The sequence below is a fragment of the Campylobacter sp. BCW_6873 genome, from assembly GCF_001762365.1.
GTDB lineage: Bacteria > Campylobacterota > Campylobacteria > Campylobacterales > Campylobacteraceae > Campylobacter_D > Campylobacter_D jejuni.
In genome coordinates this window covers 62,123-77,394 of sequence record NZ_MJWS01000049.1, presented here as the reverse complement: position 1 = coordinate 77,394, position 15,272 = coordinate 62,123, and the positions used below count along the sequence as shown (strand labels likewise).

11 protein-coding genes are annotated in these 15,272 nt (G+C 31.6%); 6 read left to right on the top strand and 5 right to left on the bottom strand.

Annotated features, from left to right (window positions below; all coding sequences use genetic code 11):
• Positions 1–162 precede the first annotated feature (162 nt).
• From AJ932_RS02825 to AJ932_RS02815, 3 genes are all read right to left on the bottom strand, one after another.
• Positions 163–1,209, bottom strand: a complete 1,047-nt coding sequence (locus AJ932_RS02825) for a type II asparaginase (RefSeq protein ID WP_074469943.1) — start codon at positions 1,207–1,209, stop codon at positions 163–165.
• Positions 1,210–1,294: 85 nt separating this feature from the next.
• Positions 1,295–2,866 (bottom strand): single-stranded-DNA-specific exonuclease RecJ, encoded by a 1,572-nt coding sequence (gene recJ / locus AJ932_RS02820; protein ID WP_002866784.1) that lies wholly within the window; start codon positions 2,864–2,866, stop codon positions 1,295–1,297.
• Complete coding sequence (locus tag AJ932_RS02815) at positions 2,853–4,484, bottom strand: CTP synthase (RefSeq protein ID WP_002871159.1); 1,632 nt, start codon at positions 4,482–4,484, stop codon at positions 2,853–2,855. The genes recJ and AJ932_RS02815 overlap by 14 nt, the downstream gene beginning before the upstream one ends.
• 119 nt (positions 4,485–4,603) lie before the next feature.
• Between AJ932_RS02815 and thyX the strand changes: the two genes are divergently transcribed.
• Entirely contained in the window at positions 4,604–5,227 is a 624-nt protein-coding gene (gene thyX / locus AJ932_RS02810) for an FAD-dependent thymidylate synthase (protein WP_044778558.1), read from the top strand.
• A gap of 119 nt (positions 5,228–5,346) precedes the next feature.
• Positions 5,347–6,732, top strand: a complete 1,386-nt coding sequence (locus AJ932_RS02805) for a cation:dicarboxylate symporter family transporter (RefSeq protein WP_052782965.1) — start codon at positions 5,347–5,349, stop codon at positions 6,730–6,732.
• A 38-nt stretch (positions 6,733–6,770) separates the two neighbouring features.
• Here the strand turns inward: AJ932_RS02805 and AJ932_RS02800 are convergent, their stop codons facing one another.
• Positions 6,771–9,140, bottom strand: coding sequence for a ribonucleoside-diphosphate reductase subunit alpha (locus AJ932_RS02800; RefSeq protein ID WP_070278431.1), 2,370 nt, complete (start codon positions 9,138–9,140; stop codon positions 6,771–6,773).
• 15 nt (positions 9,141–9,155) lie between these two features.
• Positions 9,156–10,484 (bottom strand): adenylosuccinate lyase, encoded by a 1,329-nt coding sequence (gene purB, locus AJ932_RS02795; protein ID WP_044779732.1) that lies wholly within the window; start codon positions 10,482–10,484, stop codon positions 9,156–9,158.
• 77 nt (positions 10,485–10,561) lie between these two features.
• Between purB and AJ932_RS02790 the strand changes: the two genes are divergently transcribed.
• The 4 genes from AJ932_RS02790 to AJ932_RS02775 all read left to right on the top strand — a co-directional run bounded on the left by AJ932_RS02790 (position 10,562) and on the right by AJ932_RS02775 (position 15,218).
• Positions 10,562–11,464: an RluA family pseudouridine synthase gene (locus AJ932_RS02790; RefSeq protein ID WP_044779733.1), complete on the top strand. Its 903-nt coding sequence runs from the start codon at positions 10,562–10,564 to the stop codon at positions 11,462–11,464.
• A gap of 111 nt (positions 11,465–11,575) precedes the next feature.
• Complete coding sequence (locus AJ932_RS02785) at positions 11,576–12,448, top strand: fumarylacetoacetate hydrolase family protein (RefSeq protein WP_002860866.1); 873 nt, start codon at positions 11,576–11,578, stop codon at positions 12,446–12,448.
• A gap of 87 nt (positions 12,449–12,535) precedes the next feature.
• Positions 12,536–13,450, top strand: a complete 915-nt coding sequence (locus AJ932_RS02780; protein WP_044778565.1) for a cytochrome-c peroxidase — start codon at positions 12,536–12,538, stop codon at positions 13,448–13,450.
• Positions 13,440–15,218, top strand: coding sequence for a methyl-accepting chemotaxis protein (locus AJ932_RS02775; protein WP_002860864.1), 1,779 nt, complete (start codon positions 13,440–13,442; stop codon positions 15,216–15,218). The genes AJ932_RS02780 and AJ932_RS02775 overlap by 11 nt, the downstream gene beginning before the upstream one ends.
• Positions 15,219–15,272 lie beyond the last annotated feature (54 nt).

Here is a 15,272-nt window from a genome sequence, read left to right as displayed (position 1 = left end):
TAAATATTTGTGTAAGTATTTATATAAGTATTTGGTGGGTTAAAAAATGGGGGTTATATTTTAATGATAATAAAAAATGCAAGATATAATATACTATTATTAGGATTAAAAGGCTTGACTTAGGGAAGATAAATTCCCTAAGTTTAGAAATATTAAAAAATTTTAATATTTTAAAAAATACTCTTGAATTTTTTTAGGATCACTTGTTTTTGTAAGCGCTAACATAAGCAAAACTCTTGCTTTTTGAGGATTCAAATCTTCAGCACTAATAAAACCTAATTTTTCATCTGAATCACTCACAGCAACACGACCTGCTACAACCCTTGAACTTACAACAACATCAAGTCCTTTTTTTATAAGCTCTTTTAAAACATTTTTTTGATCTTCATGTATACTTCCTGCACCACTTCCTGCAACAACTATGCCCTTAGTTCCATGTTCAAATAAAGCTTTTGCAGCGACACCACTACCATCATTTGAATAGCTATAAAGAATATCTACTTTTGGCAAACTTGTGAGTTTGCTTACATCAAAAGGAGCGTTTTTTGCATGAGCTTTAGTAACATTATTATAGAAAAAGACTTTACCATCTACTATATAACCCAAATCCCCAAAATCAGGAGAAGAGAAAGCATCAACATTTAAACTATGGGTTTTTACTACACCTCTAGCACTTAAAATTTTATCATTCATAGCTACCATAACACCCTTGCCCTTAGACTCTTTATCAGCAGCTAATGCTACAGCATTGTAAAGATTTTTTGGCCCATCTGCACTTATAGCAGTTGATGGACGCATAGCGCCAACTAAAACTACAGGCTTATCACTTTTAATGGTTAAATTTAGAAAATAAGCAGTTTCTTCCATGGTATCAGTACCATGAGTTATAACCACACCATCCACCCCTTCAGCAAAAAGCTTATTGATTTCTTTAGCAAGCTTTAGCCAAATTTCATCACGCATATTTGAACTATCAATATTTGCTATTTGTTCCCCACTAATATTAGCTAAATCTTGAATTTGTGGAATCGCTTTGATTAAAACATCTACACCAACAACCCCAGCTGTATAACCTGTTGTGGCAACAGCACTATCAATAGAACCCGCTATAGTTCCACCTGTTGCTAAAATAGCAATCTTTGGTTTAGCTTCTGCCATACATGCTCCTATAGATAAAAATACTAATACACATAATAGTAACTTTTTCACAATTCTCCCCTTATTTTGTTAAAATTCGTTTCATTAATGAAACTTATATAATATTAATAAATAATAAATAAAAATTTTATAAAATTTATAAAATTTCTTTAATAACAAATTGTGGAGTTACTAATCCTCTAAATTCATTCTTAGAAATACTTCCAAGCAAAGAAATATTTTGATTCAATTCTGGCTCTTTATCAAAATTAAAAAATAAAGCTTCTATGGTTTTATTTTCCTTGGTTAAAATAAGCTTTAAGTGTTTTTCATCTTTACCTAGAAGTTTTTTATTTTTTACACAAAGATTTTCTAAAACAAAAAAAGGTCGTGGATTTTTATGTCCAAAAGGTTCAAAAGATTCTAAAATTTCAAGCATTTCAAAATCAATTTCGCTAGGTTCTAAGATTCCTAAAATTTCATCCGTATCCAAAAATTCACTTTCAGAAATTTGCGAACATTCTTTTTTGATTTTATTTTTAAATTGTTCAAAATTTTCAGAGTTTAAACTGATTCCAGCAGCACCTTTATGACCGCCATAATTGCTTAATATAGAATTTGTCTTAGAAATTAAAGCTAAAATATCAATCTTGCCAACACTTCTTGCACTGCCTTTTAAGTGTTCTTCATTTTGAGAAAATACAAAAGCAGGTTTATTAAAATGTTTAGCTAAACGACTTGCCACAATCCCTAAAACCCCTTCATGCCAATTTAAGCCCGATACCACAATACAAGAATCGTTTTCATCGATTTGATTTAAACTATCTTCAAAAAGCTGTTTTTCTTCATCTTTACGACTTTCATTAAAACTAACAATTTGCTCTAGATATTCTAAAGCTTTATTAAAATCTTTAGTGTGTAAAAATTCATAAGAAATACTTGCATCATCCATTCTTCCAGCACTATTTATAAGCGGAGCAATTAAAAACCCTATATTATCAAGAGCAAATTTATCCTTTTGATAATAATGCTTAATAGCCCTAAAAGCAGCTCTTTTGGATTTGTTAATATGATCTATACCACGCCTTACTAAAGCACGATTTAAATCTCTAAGCTCCATCATATCTGCAATAATTGCAATCGCCAAAAGTTCTAAAAATTTACTCATATCGTATTTAAGCTTGCAAACTTCTTTTAAAGCCGCTATCAAATACCAAGCTACCTGTGCTCCACAAATTTCAATTTCTGGAAAATCACAATCTTTTTGCTTTGGATTGATAATGGCAAAAGCATCAGGCAAAACATCTTGAGGCATATGATGATCAGTGATAATCAAATCTATATTTTTTTCTTTGCAGAGTTTGGCTGCTTCAAGAGCAGCTATTCCATTATCTACTGTTATTATTAAATTTACATCAAGTTCGTTGATAATCTCAGCATTTAATCCATATCCATCTTTAAAACGATTTGGAATTCTTACTATATAATCAAAACCTATATCATCAAAAAATTCCGCCATAATAACACAAGAAATGATTCCATCAACATCATAATCCCCTACTATAGCGACTTTCTCATTTTTTTCTACAGCTTCTTTGATGCGATTAGCTGCTTTATATGCATCCTTTAAACAGCATGGCAAAGGCAGATCACAAAGTTTGGTATGCAAATCTTTTTCAAAGCGTGAAGCCAAAATTTTTTTAATTTCATTTTTATTAATTATCTTCATAGTTTATAGCTGCCTTGATAAAACCGCAAATCACAGGGTTAACATGCTCAAGTCTTGAAGTAAATTCTGGATGAAATTGCACAGCCAAGAAAAAAGGATGACAGTTAAGTTCAACTGCTTCAATCAATCCTTTGCTTTCACCACTTACAATTAAACCGTGTTTTTCAAAATCTGCTCTATATTTTGGATTTGCTTCATAACGGTGGCGGTGGCGTTCTTTTACACTTTTTGCTTCATTATAAACCTTAGCCAAAAGGGATTTTTCCTTGATATCACATTTATAAGCCCCTAAACGCATAGTTCCGCCTAAAGGAGTTTTTGCAGTACGAATTTGTTTTTCTCCATTTGTATCCATAAATTCATCAATCAAATAAACCACAGGATTTTGGCATTTCTCATCAAATTCACTTGAATTTGCATCTTTAAGTTTTAATACATTTCTAGCAACTTCCACCAAAGCAAGCTGCATACCTAAACAAATTCCTAAAAAAGGAATTTTATTTTCTCTTGCGTATTGAATGGCTTTTATCTTACCTTCTACACCACGATATCCAAATCCCCCAGCAACTAAAATTCCACTCACATCTTTAAATACTTCAGCACTTTCCATATTTTCAAGTTTTTCACTATCTACCCATTTTAACTCCACTTTAGTATCTAGAGCTGCGCCTGCGTGTATAATAGCTTCAGTAAGGCTTTTATAACTTTCTTTTAAATCCACATATTTGCCTACAAAAGCGATTTTAACTTCATTACTTGGAGCTATAACTCTTTTTACCAAAGAGTCCCAATTTTCCATATTAGGTTTTAAATTTTTCAAATCCAAAATTTCAGCAATAGGGCTTAAAATATCTTGCTTTAAAAAATTAAGTGGAATTTGATAAATACTAGCCGCATCAACACTTTCTATCACGCAATTTTTTTCCACTCCACAAGAAATAGCAATTTTATCTTTTAAATCCCTATCAAGAGCTTTTTCACTACGACAAATAATCATATCAGGACTAATGCCTATGCGTCTTAACTCGCCTACACTATGTTGAGTTGGCTTTGTTTTTAATTCTCCTGCAGCCTTGATAAAAGGTACTAGGGTAAGATGAATATTCATAGCATTATTTTTACCCACTTCCAAACGCAAAGCACGAATAGCTTCTAAAAAAGGCAAGCCTTCTATATCCCCAACAGTTCCGCCTATTTCAACGATGAGTATATCTTTGCCTTCTCCTGCTTTTTTAATGCGATCTTTGATTTCTCCTACTATATGAGGGATAACTTGAATGGTTTTGCCAAGATATTCTCCACGCCTTTCTTTTTCAATCACACTTTGATAAACCCGTCCTGTAGTAAAGTTATTATCTTGAGATAAACTCTCATCCAAAAAACGCTCATAATGTCCCAAATCAAGATCCGTTTCTGCTCCATCATCAGTTACAAAAACTTCCCCATGCTCAAAAGGACTCATGGTGCCTGGATCGACATTGATATAAGGATCAGCTTTTAAAATACTCACTTTAAGCCCTGAATTTTTTAAAAGTGTTGCGATAGAAGCAGCAGCTATCCCTTTACCCAAAGAACTTAAAACTCCGCCTGTTACAAAAATATATTTTGTTTGTTTCATTGATAATAAGCCTTATTTTTTTATCTAATTATAGCTTGATAAAACTTTTTATTTCATTAGAATTTTAAGTAAAAAATGCAAGAATTATAAAAAATATTTTTATCAAAAAAGGAATAAGCATGCAAATCACTTTACTTTTTCACACTCCATTATCTATTTGTTCTCATGCAACAAGAACTTGTTGGCAAAGCTTTGAAAAAGGCGATTGCGGTGGCGAAAAAGATAAAGAACTTATCGATCGCGTGGGTAATAAATTCAAACACGCTTCAACCTTAGAACATCTAAACTATACTTTTTATATACAAGGAATTTCAAGAGCTTGTTTGCAAGAAGTTGCAAGACACCGTCACACTAGTCCTAGTGTAAAAAGCACGCGTTATACCTTAAAAGAACTTCGCAATGAAGCTGAATTTAAAACAGGAGATTTTGAAAATGCAAGCCGTTATCTTGTGCTTTGTGGCAATGAAGAGGTTGATAACGCAAGTATTAAAGCCTTAGAAAATTTACGCACTATTTTACAAAAAAGCATTAGTCTAGATATAGCCAAATACTGCTTACCAGAAAGTTATAAAACCGAACTTACACTAACGATTAATGCAAGAAGTTTGCAAAATTTCATATCTTTGCGTAGTTCAAAATCAGCTCTTTGGGAGATTAGAAATTTAGCAAATGCTTTATTTGAAGCCTTACCACAAGAACACAAATTTATATTTGAACATTGCCTACATAAAGATATAGAATAAATCATACTAATTTTATCTTATTTAAAATATTTTTATGCTACCATTTATAAAATCAAGCTTTATGCAAGTATATTTTCATATACCTTGTGCTTGATTATAGTTTCTTATAAGGACTTTTTATGGATAAACAATTTTTTCAAGATTTTTTAATGCTTTCACAAGCTCATACTATAGCTACTCTTGCTATGCTTTGTGTTGCTTTTTACGCATTAAAAAAAATGCGGGATATAAAAATCAATTTTTCTCTTCGCATGCTATTTGCGCTTTTAATGGGTTTGGGGTTTGGTTTTGCTTTGCAATATTTGGCAAATTTTCCAGATGCTAAAGAAGCAAGTAATATTCTTTGGTATAGTGAAACAAAACATTGGTTTGCATTTGTAAGTTCTGTTTTTGTAGCTTTTATAAAAATGTTGGTTGTTCCCCTTGTAAGCATTTGCATTATAAAAGTAATTATAGAAATTGATAAAAATATCAAAATATCCTCCTTGCTTGGAATAAGTCTTTTTTGGATACTCTTTAGCACAGCCATAGCTGCAACCTTGGGTATATTTTTAGGTTATAGTTTTGATTTAGGAAGTAATTTTGCTATACATGAAGGAGATAAACAAATTCGCGAAATTCAAACTTTTTCAAATATTATACTAGGGCTAATACCTAGCAACATCATTACAGCTATTAATAAAGAAAATATTATAGCTATTGTCATTTTTTCTTTTTTTGTAGGAATTAGTGCTAAAAAAATTTCTAAAAAAGAAGAGTATGAACAAGCCTTTAAAAGTTTTCATAATTTTATCCTAATCTTTTATAATATTATGATGAACATGACTGCTACAGTTATTAGATTTATGCCTTATGCTGTAGTTTGTATGATGGCTAATGTGCTTTTAAGCAATGGTTTTGAAGCTATCAAAACAGCTGGGCTTTTTATAATGCTTATTTATATGGCTATGTTTATAATGTTTGGGGTGCATTTTTTACTTCTTGCTTCACAAGGGCTAAACCCTATAAAATATGCAAAAAAAGCATTTCCTGTATGGTTATTTGCATTTAGCTCAAGATCTTCTTTGGGCACTTTGCCTATGACCACTTCAACTTTGCAAAATAAATTTGGAGTTAATTCAGCTATAGCTAATTTTGTAGCATCTATAGGTACAACAACAGGACTTAATGGTTGTGCAGGATATTTTCCAGCTTTAGCGGCAGTTTTTGTAGCTTTTGCTACACATACACATATTGATTTTACATTTGCTTTAATGATAGTTTTGGTAGCTGTTATTGGATCCTTGGGTATAGCTGGGGTACCTGGAAGTGCAACTATGGCAGCTTCTATTATGCTAGCAGGGATTGGATTTGGTAATAATTTTGTCATGCTAAGTTTGATTTTAGCCATAGATCCTATTATAGATATGGCAAGAACAGCAAGCAATGTCTCAGGAGCTATGACTTCGGCACTTTGTACTGCAAAAAATCTAAAAGCTCTAGATAAAGAAATTTACAATTCTTAATCTTTTAAAACCCAATGCTTTTCATTGGGTTTTAGTATTTATTGGCAACCTTCACATTCTATGCTACGATCTGCAACATTAACTTTTTCACTATCAGGGCTTTCGCTTCTTAAATAATAAGTAGATTTTACTCCAAGCTCCCAAGCGAGTTGATAAATTTCATTTAAATATCCCCCACTTGCTTTATCAAGTGATAAAAAGATATTTAAACTCTGCCCTTGATCGATCCATTTACCACGCACAGCAGCAGCCTTTACAAGAATTTTTTGATCAAGTTCGTAGGCTGGAGTATAGTATTGCCAAGTATCAAGGCTTAAATTTGGCACAACAACAGGTATCATACCACTTAAATTTTGTTCAAACCACTTTCTTTTGTAAACAGGTTCTATAGTCTGCGTAGTACCCACCAAGATAGAAATAGAAGAAGTAGGCGCAATGGCCATCAAATAACCATTTCTCATACCATCTTTTTTAACTTTTTCTCTAAGTTTAACCCAGTCGCATTCACTTTGATCAAATAAGCCTTCTCTTAAAGTTAAAGCTTTAGCCTTAGGACTTGCTACATCAATAGGAAAAATCCCCTTGCTCCAATTTGATCCTTCAAAATCTTCATAAGAACCTTTTTCAAGAGCTAAATTTGAACTCGCATTAATAGCTTCAAAGCTAATTTGCTCCATAATCTCATCGATTTTATTTAAATGCTCATCGCTTCCCCAATGAATCTTAGCCTCAGCAAGCATTTGTGCCTCACCCATCACTCCAAGTCCTATGGCGCGAGATTTTAAATTTGTATCTTTTACTTTTCTATGAGGATAAAAATTTAAATCAATTACATTATCAAGCATACGAATAGCCGTTGGCACAACACGCTCTATATCTTCTTTAGTATATACTTTGCTAAGATTTATACTTGCTAAATTACAAACGGCTGTTTTTCCATCATTTTTATATTTTTCCACTATATAAACTTTATTACCATCAATGCTATCTAAAGTTGATATTTTTTTGGCTGGTTTTTCATATCCCCCATCGATCACAACATTTTGCTCTTCATCAAAATGAAGCTCATCTCCATTTTCAAAAACTACTTTAATTTGATAATAATTTGGCTCGGTATTTTGAAAAATTTCAGTACATAAATTTGAACTTCTAATAATTCCTACATGAGCATTTGGATTTGCTCTATTAGCACTATCCTTAAAACATAAAAATGGCAAGCCTGTTTCAAAATAATTTAGCAAAATTTTCTTCCAAAGCTCTTTAGCTTCTACGATTTCTTTGGTAATGCTTTCATCTTTTTCATATTCTTCATAGCGTTTTTCAAAAGCCTCGCCATATAAATCACACAAATCCGCTGTATCTGCAGGATCAAAAAGAGTCCATTTATCATTAGCTCTTACTCTCTTCATAAAAAGATCATTGATCCATAAAGCAGGGAAAAGTTCATGAGCACGGCGTCTTTCTTCACCTGAATTTTTACGCAAATCAATAAAATCACTTATATCCATGTGCCAAGGCTCTATATAAACCGCTATAGCCCCTTTTCTAGTACCTAGTTGATCTACTGCCACGGCAATATCGTTGGTAATTTTCAAGAAAGGTATAATCCCTCCTGCGGCATTTTTATGCCCATCTATGCTTCCACCCATAGCACGCACTTTAGACCAATCCCAACCTATACCACCACCAAATTTAGAAAGTAAAGCCATTTCTTGATAAGAATCAAAAATACCTTCAATATTATCAGGGGTTGATCCTATATAACAAGAGCTAAGTTGATGGCGCGTTGTCCTAGCGTTTGATAAAGTTGGAGTTGCAAGCATGAGTTCAAATTTAGAAATAAGATCATAAAATTTCTTTGCCCATTCTTGGGGATTAAATTCATTCTGCGCTAAAAACATCGCAATGGCCATAAACATTTGTTGAGGAAGTTCTATAGGCATACCTTTACTATCTTTAATCAAGTATCTATCATATAAAGTTTTAATACCAAGATAAGTAAATTGCATATCGCGTTCAGGCTTAATATAAGCATTTAAATCATCTAAATCGTATTTTTCTTTAAGACCAAGTAAAATTCTTCCTTCTTTTTCGCCCTTTTCAAAATATTCACGCAAATGATTATAGCGATTCATACCATTAACTTTCTTATACAAATCAAATAAAAAAAGTCTAGCTGCAACAAAGGTCCAATTTGGACAATCAATATCTATCTTATCTACCGCGGTTTTAATTAAAGTTTTTTGAATTTCTTCAGTTGAAATTCCATCGCGAAATTGAATCTTTGCATCGAGTTCAAGTTCGCTTAAATTCACACCTTCTAAATCTTTTACAGCATCAGAGGTGCATTTTTTAATCTTAGAAATATCCAATTCTTCTGTGCGACCATTTCTTTTAATAACTTTCATTGCCTTCCTTGCTTTTTATTTAAATGTTCTTTTAAAAATTGCATCAACATTTTTTGTATAGTAGTTATAATCGAAACATTTTCTTACATCCTCTTCGCTCAAACTTTTTCTTAAATCCTCATCCTCTAAAAGTGCCAACAAAAACAAACTTTCATTTTTTTCATTGATAGCAGCCTTGCCATTTTGCAAATCCGCCCAAACTTTCATAGCATTTCTTTGAACTATTTTATAAGCTTCTTCACGACTAATGCCTTTAAATGGAAGCTCTAAAAGCACCCTCCCTGAAAATACAAGCCCGCCTGTAAGATTTAAATTTTTCATCATATTTTCAGGATAAACCAAAAGCTTATCAACCATATTTGTAAGACGCATAAGCATAAAATCAGCCGTGATAAAAGCATCAGGCAAAATAAATCTTTCGACACTAGAATGAGATATATCTCTTTCATGCCAAAGTGCAACATTTTCTAAAGCTGGAGTTACAAAAGATCTAAGCACACGACAAAGCCCTGTGATATTTTCACTTAAAACGGGATTTCTTTTATGTGGCATAGCTGAACTTCCCTTTTGTCCTACACTAAAATACTCTTCAGCCTCATAAACTTCAGTTCTTTGAAAATGTCTTATGGCTACAGCGATTTGCTCACAACTTGAAGCTAAAATCGCAATAGCAGAAATAACTTGAGCGTAACGATCTCTTTGAATCACCTGATTTGAAACAGGAGCGGCTTTAAGACCTAAATTTTTACAAACTTCTTCTTCAAATTCCAAAGGTGCATGAGCAAAATTTCCCATTGCACCGCTGATTTTTCCATAGCTTATCACTTCTTTTGCATGTTCTAAAAGCTCTTTTGCATGCAAAATTTCATCATACCAAATAGCTAACACCAAACCAAAAGTGATAGGCTCTCCATGAATTCCATGACTTCTTCCTACCATTAAGGTGTTTTTATGCTCCAAAGCACGCTTTTTGATCACTTCTAAAAGCAAAGAAACATCTTCTAAAATAAGCTCCAAACTCTCTTTTATCTGTAAAGCAACAGCTGTATCTATACAATCAGAACTTGTCATTGCATAATGCACAAAACGACTCTCTTCTCCCAAACTTTCACTTACACTTGTAAGAAAAGCGATAACATCGTGTTTTGTGGTTTTTTCTATTTCGTCTATTCTTGCAATATCAAATTTTGCATTTTTAAGAATTTTTTCGCAGTCTGTGTCATTAATGAGACCGAGTTTATTCCAAGCTTTTACAGCAGCTAATTCTACTTTTAACCACGCATCATATTTTGCTTGCATGTCCCATTTTTTAGCCATGATTTCTCTGCTATATCTTTCAACCATCTTTGAAACCTTTTTAGCTATAATTTTATATTTTAAAAAACGGAAATTATATCAAATTATCCTAAGAAAGTTATTAAATGGCCTACATAAAAATAAAACTCTCAAACAATGGAAAAAAGGCGTTTCAAGTCCTTATGGAAAATTTAAAAATTAGCATAAATGAAGCACAAAAACTCATAGACAAAAAAAGACTTTTTTGTGATGGAATTTTAGTAGAAGAAAAGAATAAAATTTTAAATGGTTTAGTAGAGCTTATAGTCTATGAAAACAACCCCAAAGGAGTAGAAATTGTCTTTGAAAATGAAGACTTTGCCATACTTGAAAAAGAAAGTGGGATCTTAAGCCATCCAAATGGTAGACATTGCAAATACAGTCTTAGTGATGAAATTTGGCATCTTTGGGGAAAAGAAGCTTGCGTAGCGCACAGGCTTGATAAAGAAACAAGCGGACTTATACTTGTAGCTAAAAATAAAAAAGCACAAATTGATCTTAAAAGCTTGTTTGAAAAAAAACTAGTTCAAAAAGAATACCTTGCTCTAGCTCATGGAAAAATAGAAGAAAATTTTATAGTTGATAAAGCTATAAATTTAACTAAAAACTACGATGATATAAAAACAAGAATGCAAATTTGCAAAGAAGGAAAACAGGCTATCACTGAATTTGAAATTTTAGAATACTTTCCTAAAATCAACGCCACTCTTTTACTTTGCAAACCCTTAACAGGCAGGCAACACCAAATAAGAGTGCATTTGCACTATAAAAACCATACCATTTTAGGAGATCCGCTTTATGGGCTTAGCAAAGAACAAATCGAAAGCATTTTAGATGAAAAATTAAATCCTAAAGAACGCTTAAAACTTACAGGTGCCTTGCGTTTGTGTTTGCATTCTTATCGTTTGAAATTTCAATATAAAAATCAAAATTTTGATATCAACTCAAAAATAAACATAAAAGAAATTTTCAACAATTCCATAAAATAAAATGATGTTTCACTACGCTACAATCAATCACTTTTTTACCAAATTTTAAAACAAAAAAATAATTCTTACTAAAACTTTAAGTATAATTAAATAAAAAAGCGAGATTTTCTAATGAAATTTGTTAATTTTATACAGGATCAAAAACCCAATCTAGGAGTACTAAATTCTAGTGGAAAAATTGTAAGTTTTGCTGATCTTGGCATTGAAACTAACGATATGAATGAATTTATTATCTATTTTGATAAATTTAAACACAAGCTTACAGACTTGGATTCTAAAATAGCCTATGAAATTCCAAAAGAAGATTATCTAGCTCCTATTATAGAACCTCGTCAAGATATTATATGTCTTGGGATTAATTTTTTAGATCATGCCAAAGAATCTGCCAAATTTAAGGGTGAAAAATTTGAAGAAAGAGAATATCCTGTATATTTTGGAAAACGCTGCAATCAAGCTACGCCACCTTTTGGCGATATACCTTTACATGCAGATGTAACTTCTCAGCTTGATTATGAATGTGAGCTTGCATTTATTTTAAGTAAAGATGCTTATAAAATCAAAGCTAAAGATGCAAAAAATTATATCTTTGGCTATACTATTATCAATGAAATTTCAGCTCGCGAACTTCAAAAACGCCACAAACAATTCTACCGAGCAAAAAGTCTTGAAGGTAGCACTATAATGGGACCTTATATCACAAGCGTAGATGAAATTTCTTATCCTCCTAAACTCCAACTTCAAAGCTATGTCAATGATGAACTACGCCAAAACTCTAACACCCAATTATTTATTTTTGATATTGCTTATGTCTTAGAAGAACTTAGCGCGGGCATGCTTTTAAAAGCTGGAAGTATTATATCTATGGGAACTCCTAGTGGAGTGGGCATGGGGTTAAATCCACCTACTTTTTTAAAATCAGGAGATAAAGTACGTTGTGTCATAGAAAATTTAGGAGAACTTTGCAATAAAATAAAAAAACTTTAAATAAAAAATATCAATATATTAAACAATTTACCAAAATTAAAGTATAATGACATTCTGAGAAATTTAAACTTAAGGTAGAAATTTATTATGAAAAAAATAATAATAATTTTATGTTTATCTTATGCAAATATAGTCTTTGCAGTAGATATGATAACCCCTATTCCAAATTCCATCCCTTATGATAAAGAAAAAGCTAAGCTTGGAAAAAGTCTTTATATGGATAAAAGCTTATCCAAAGATGGAAAAGTTTCATGTAATACCTGCCATAGGCTTGATCAACACGGCGTTGATGGACTTGAATTTTCAATAGGAGTTGATAATCAACTTGATAAACCTTTTAACACTCCTACAACCTTTAATTCTGTGTTTAATTTTGTGCAATTTTGGAATGGCAGAGCCAAAGATTTAGCAGAACAAGCAAAGGTGCCTTTTTTTAATCCAAAAGAAATGGGACTAAGTCCTGAACTTCTTTTACAAAAAGTTAATTCTAATGAAGATTATGTAAAAACTTTTAAAAAACTTTATGGAGAAGTTACGGTAGAAAACATAGCTCTTGCAGTTGCAGAATTTGAAAAAACCTTAATCACTCCAAATTCTCCTTTTGATCGCTATCTTAGCGGAGATCAAAATGCTATTTCAGCTCAAGCTAAAAAAGGTTATGAAGATTTTAAAGCTAATGGCTGCATTTCTTGTCATCAAGGTCAAAATATAGGTGGAAATATGTTTCAAAAAATCGGTATTTTTGAAGAATACCCAAATCAAGAAGATTTAGGACGCTATGAAATCACAAAAAGAGAAGCTGATAAAATGATATTTAAGGTTCCTAGTTTAAGAAATATAGCCAAAACCGCGCCTTATTTTCATGATGGTTCTATACCTACTTTAGATGCTTGTGTTCAGTTTATGGCTTACTATCAACTAGGAAAATTTTTAGATCAAAAAACAGTTGATAATATAGTTGCATTCCTAGAAAGCTTGACAGGAGAATATCATGACAAATAAAAAAAGTTCATTTTTGATAAAATTTATTATTTTATCTACGCTAGTTTTAGCTTTTATTCTTGTTTTGCTAGGTATTATTTTTAACAACTACTCCTCATCTAAAGATAATAAAGACTTAATAAACATAGTTCAGCAGCTACAAATTTCAGATGAAAAAATCAATTCCGTTTTTCAAAATAGTTTTAATTTTATTAACTATGATCCAAGTGTTCAAGCAATAAAAAAAATGCAAGAAAACTTTAAAAAACTTAAAACTTTTGGGATTGATATAAGCAAAGCGGAAGAAATTTTTAATGCCAAACTAATCCAGCTTAATTATTTCAAATCCGCAAATTCCATAGCGGTAAATTCAAAACTTTATTTGTTTGAGTTAGCTAAAAATTATTTTGAAGAATTAGAACAAAACCATGAAACAAATAAAAACAACTATAGAACAATGAGTTCTATGTTAAGCGTTCTTTCAACTGAAAGTATTTTGCAAAAAACAACACTCAATCAACTCAACAGCCTTATGAAAGAAATCAAAAACGATACAAAAAGTGAAAATTTACAACTTTTTCTAAAACACTATAAAATGATTGTAAAACAGATTTCTATTATGCAAGATAATTCTTCTATTTATGAGAATAATTCTCTTATGAAAGAGTTAAAACAACTTAACGCTTTCACTCAAAATGCTGTAGAACAATCTAATTTATTTAAATTTTATATCGCTTTAACAGTATTTGGAATCACTCTTGTATTATTTGTATTTTTTATTTTATTAACACTAAAAAAAGTCATCATGCCAATTCATACTTTAGAAAAACTAAGCGCTAATTTAGCTAGTAAAGAAGCCAATCTACACTCTCGTTTAAATATAGATCCAAAAAGCGAACTTGGACAAAGTGCTCAATATATTAATTCATTTATATCCACCGTTCAAAACTCAATCATAGAAGCCATAGAAAATGCTAAATCAAGTCATCAAAATTCACAAAAGCTCAAAAACAACTCTATGATGCTTGAAAACAGTTCTAATTCACAACATGAACAAATTCAAGGCGTTAAAGAAATCACCTATGTCTTAGATGATCATATCAATCTTGCGGGAAATTTAGCACAAGAAAGCATAGAAAATATGCAAGATATGCACATACTGATGGATAAGGTAGAACTTACTCTATCTGAACTTGTAAATTTAATAAATGAAAATAATGAAAAAGAGCAAAATATAGTAGCCAATATGGATAATCTAACTCAAAGTGCAGATAATATTATAGAAATTACGAGTTCTATTAGAGATATAGCCGATCAAACCAATCTACTTGCCTTGAATGCAGCTATTGAAGCTGCAAGAGCGGGCGAACATGGACGGGGTTTTGCAGTTGTTGCTGATGAAGTAGGTCAACTTGCCGATAAAACAAGTAAATCTCTTTTAAATATAAATGCTACTGTTAATGCTATAGTCCAACAAATCAATGACAACAAAGCCTTGATGGATCTTATCCATGATTCTATGAAAGAAACCTCTTTAAAAACCAATGATTTACAACAAGAACTTGTAAATTCTATGCATAAACTAGAAAGCTCTATAGAATCAACCCAAACCATGAAAGATAAAAGCATGGAAGTAAAAGATAAAATGCTTATCCTAGGAACAAGCATAGACAAGGTTAATGAACTTGCAAATTCTGTTAAAGATTTATCATCCGAAATCAATAATATCTCTCAAAATGTTCTAAATGGTGCGTCTAAACTCTCTGAAAAATTAAGTAGCTTTCAGTAACTTTTTTCGTGTTAATTTAAATTAACACGAAATTTTAATAAAAAATTTATCTTT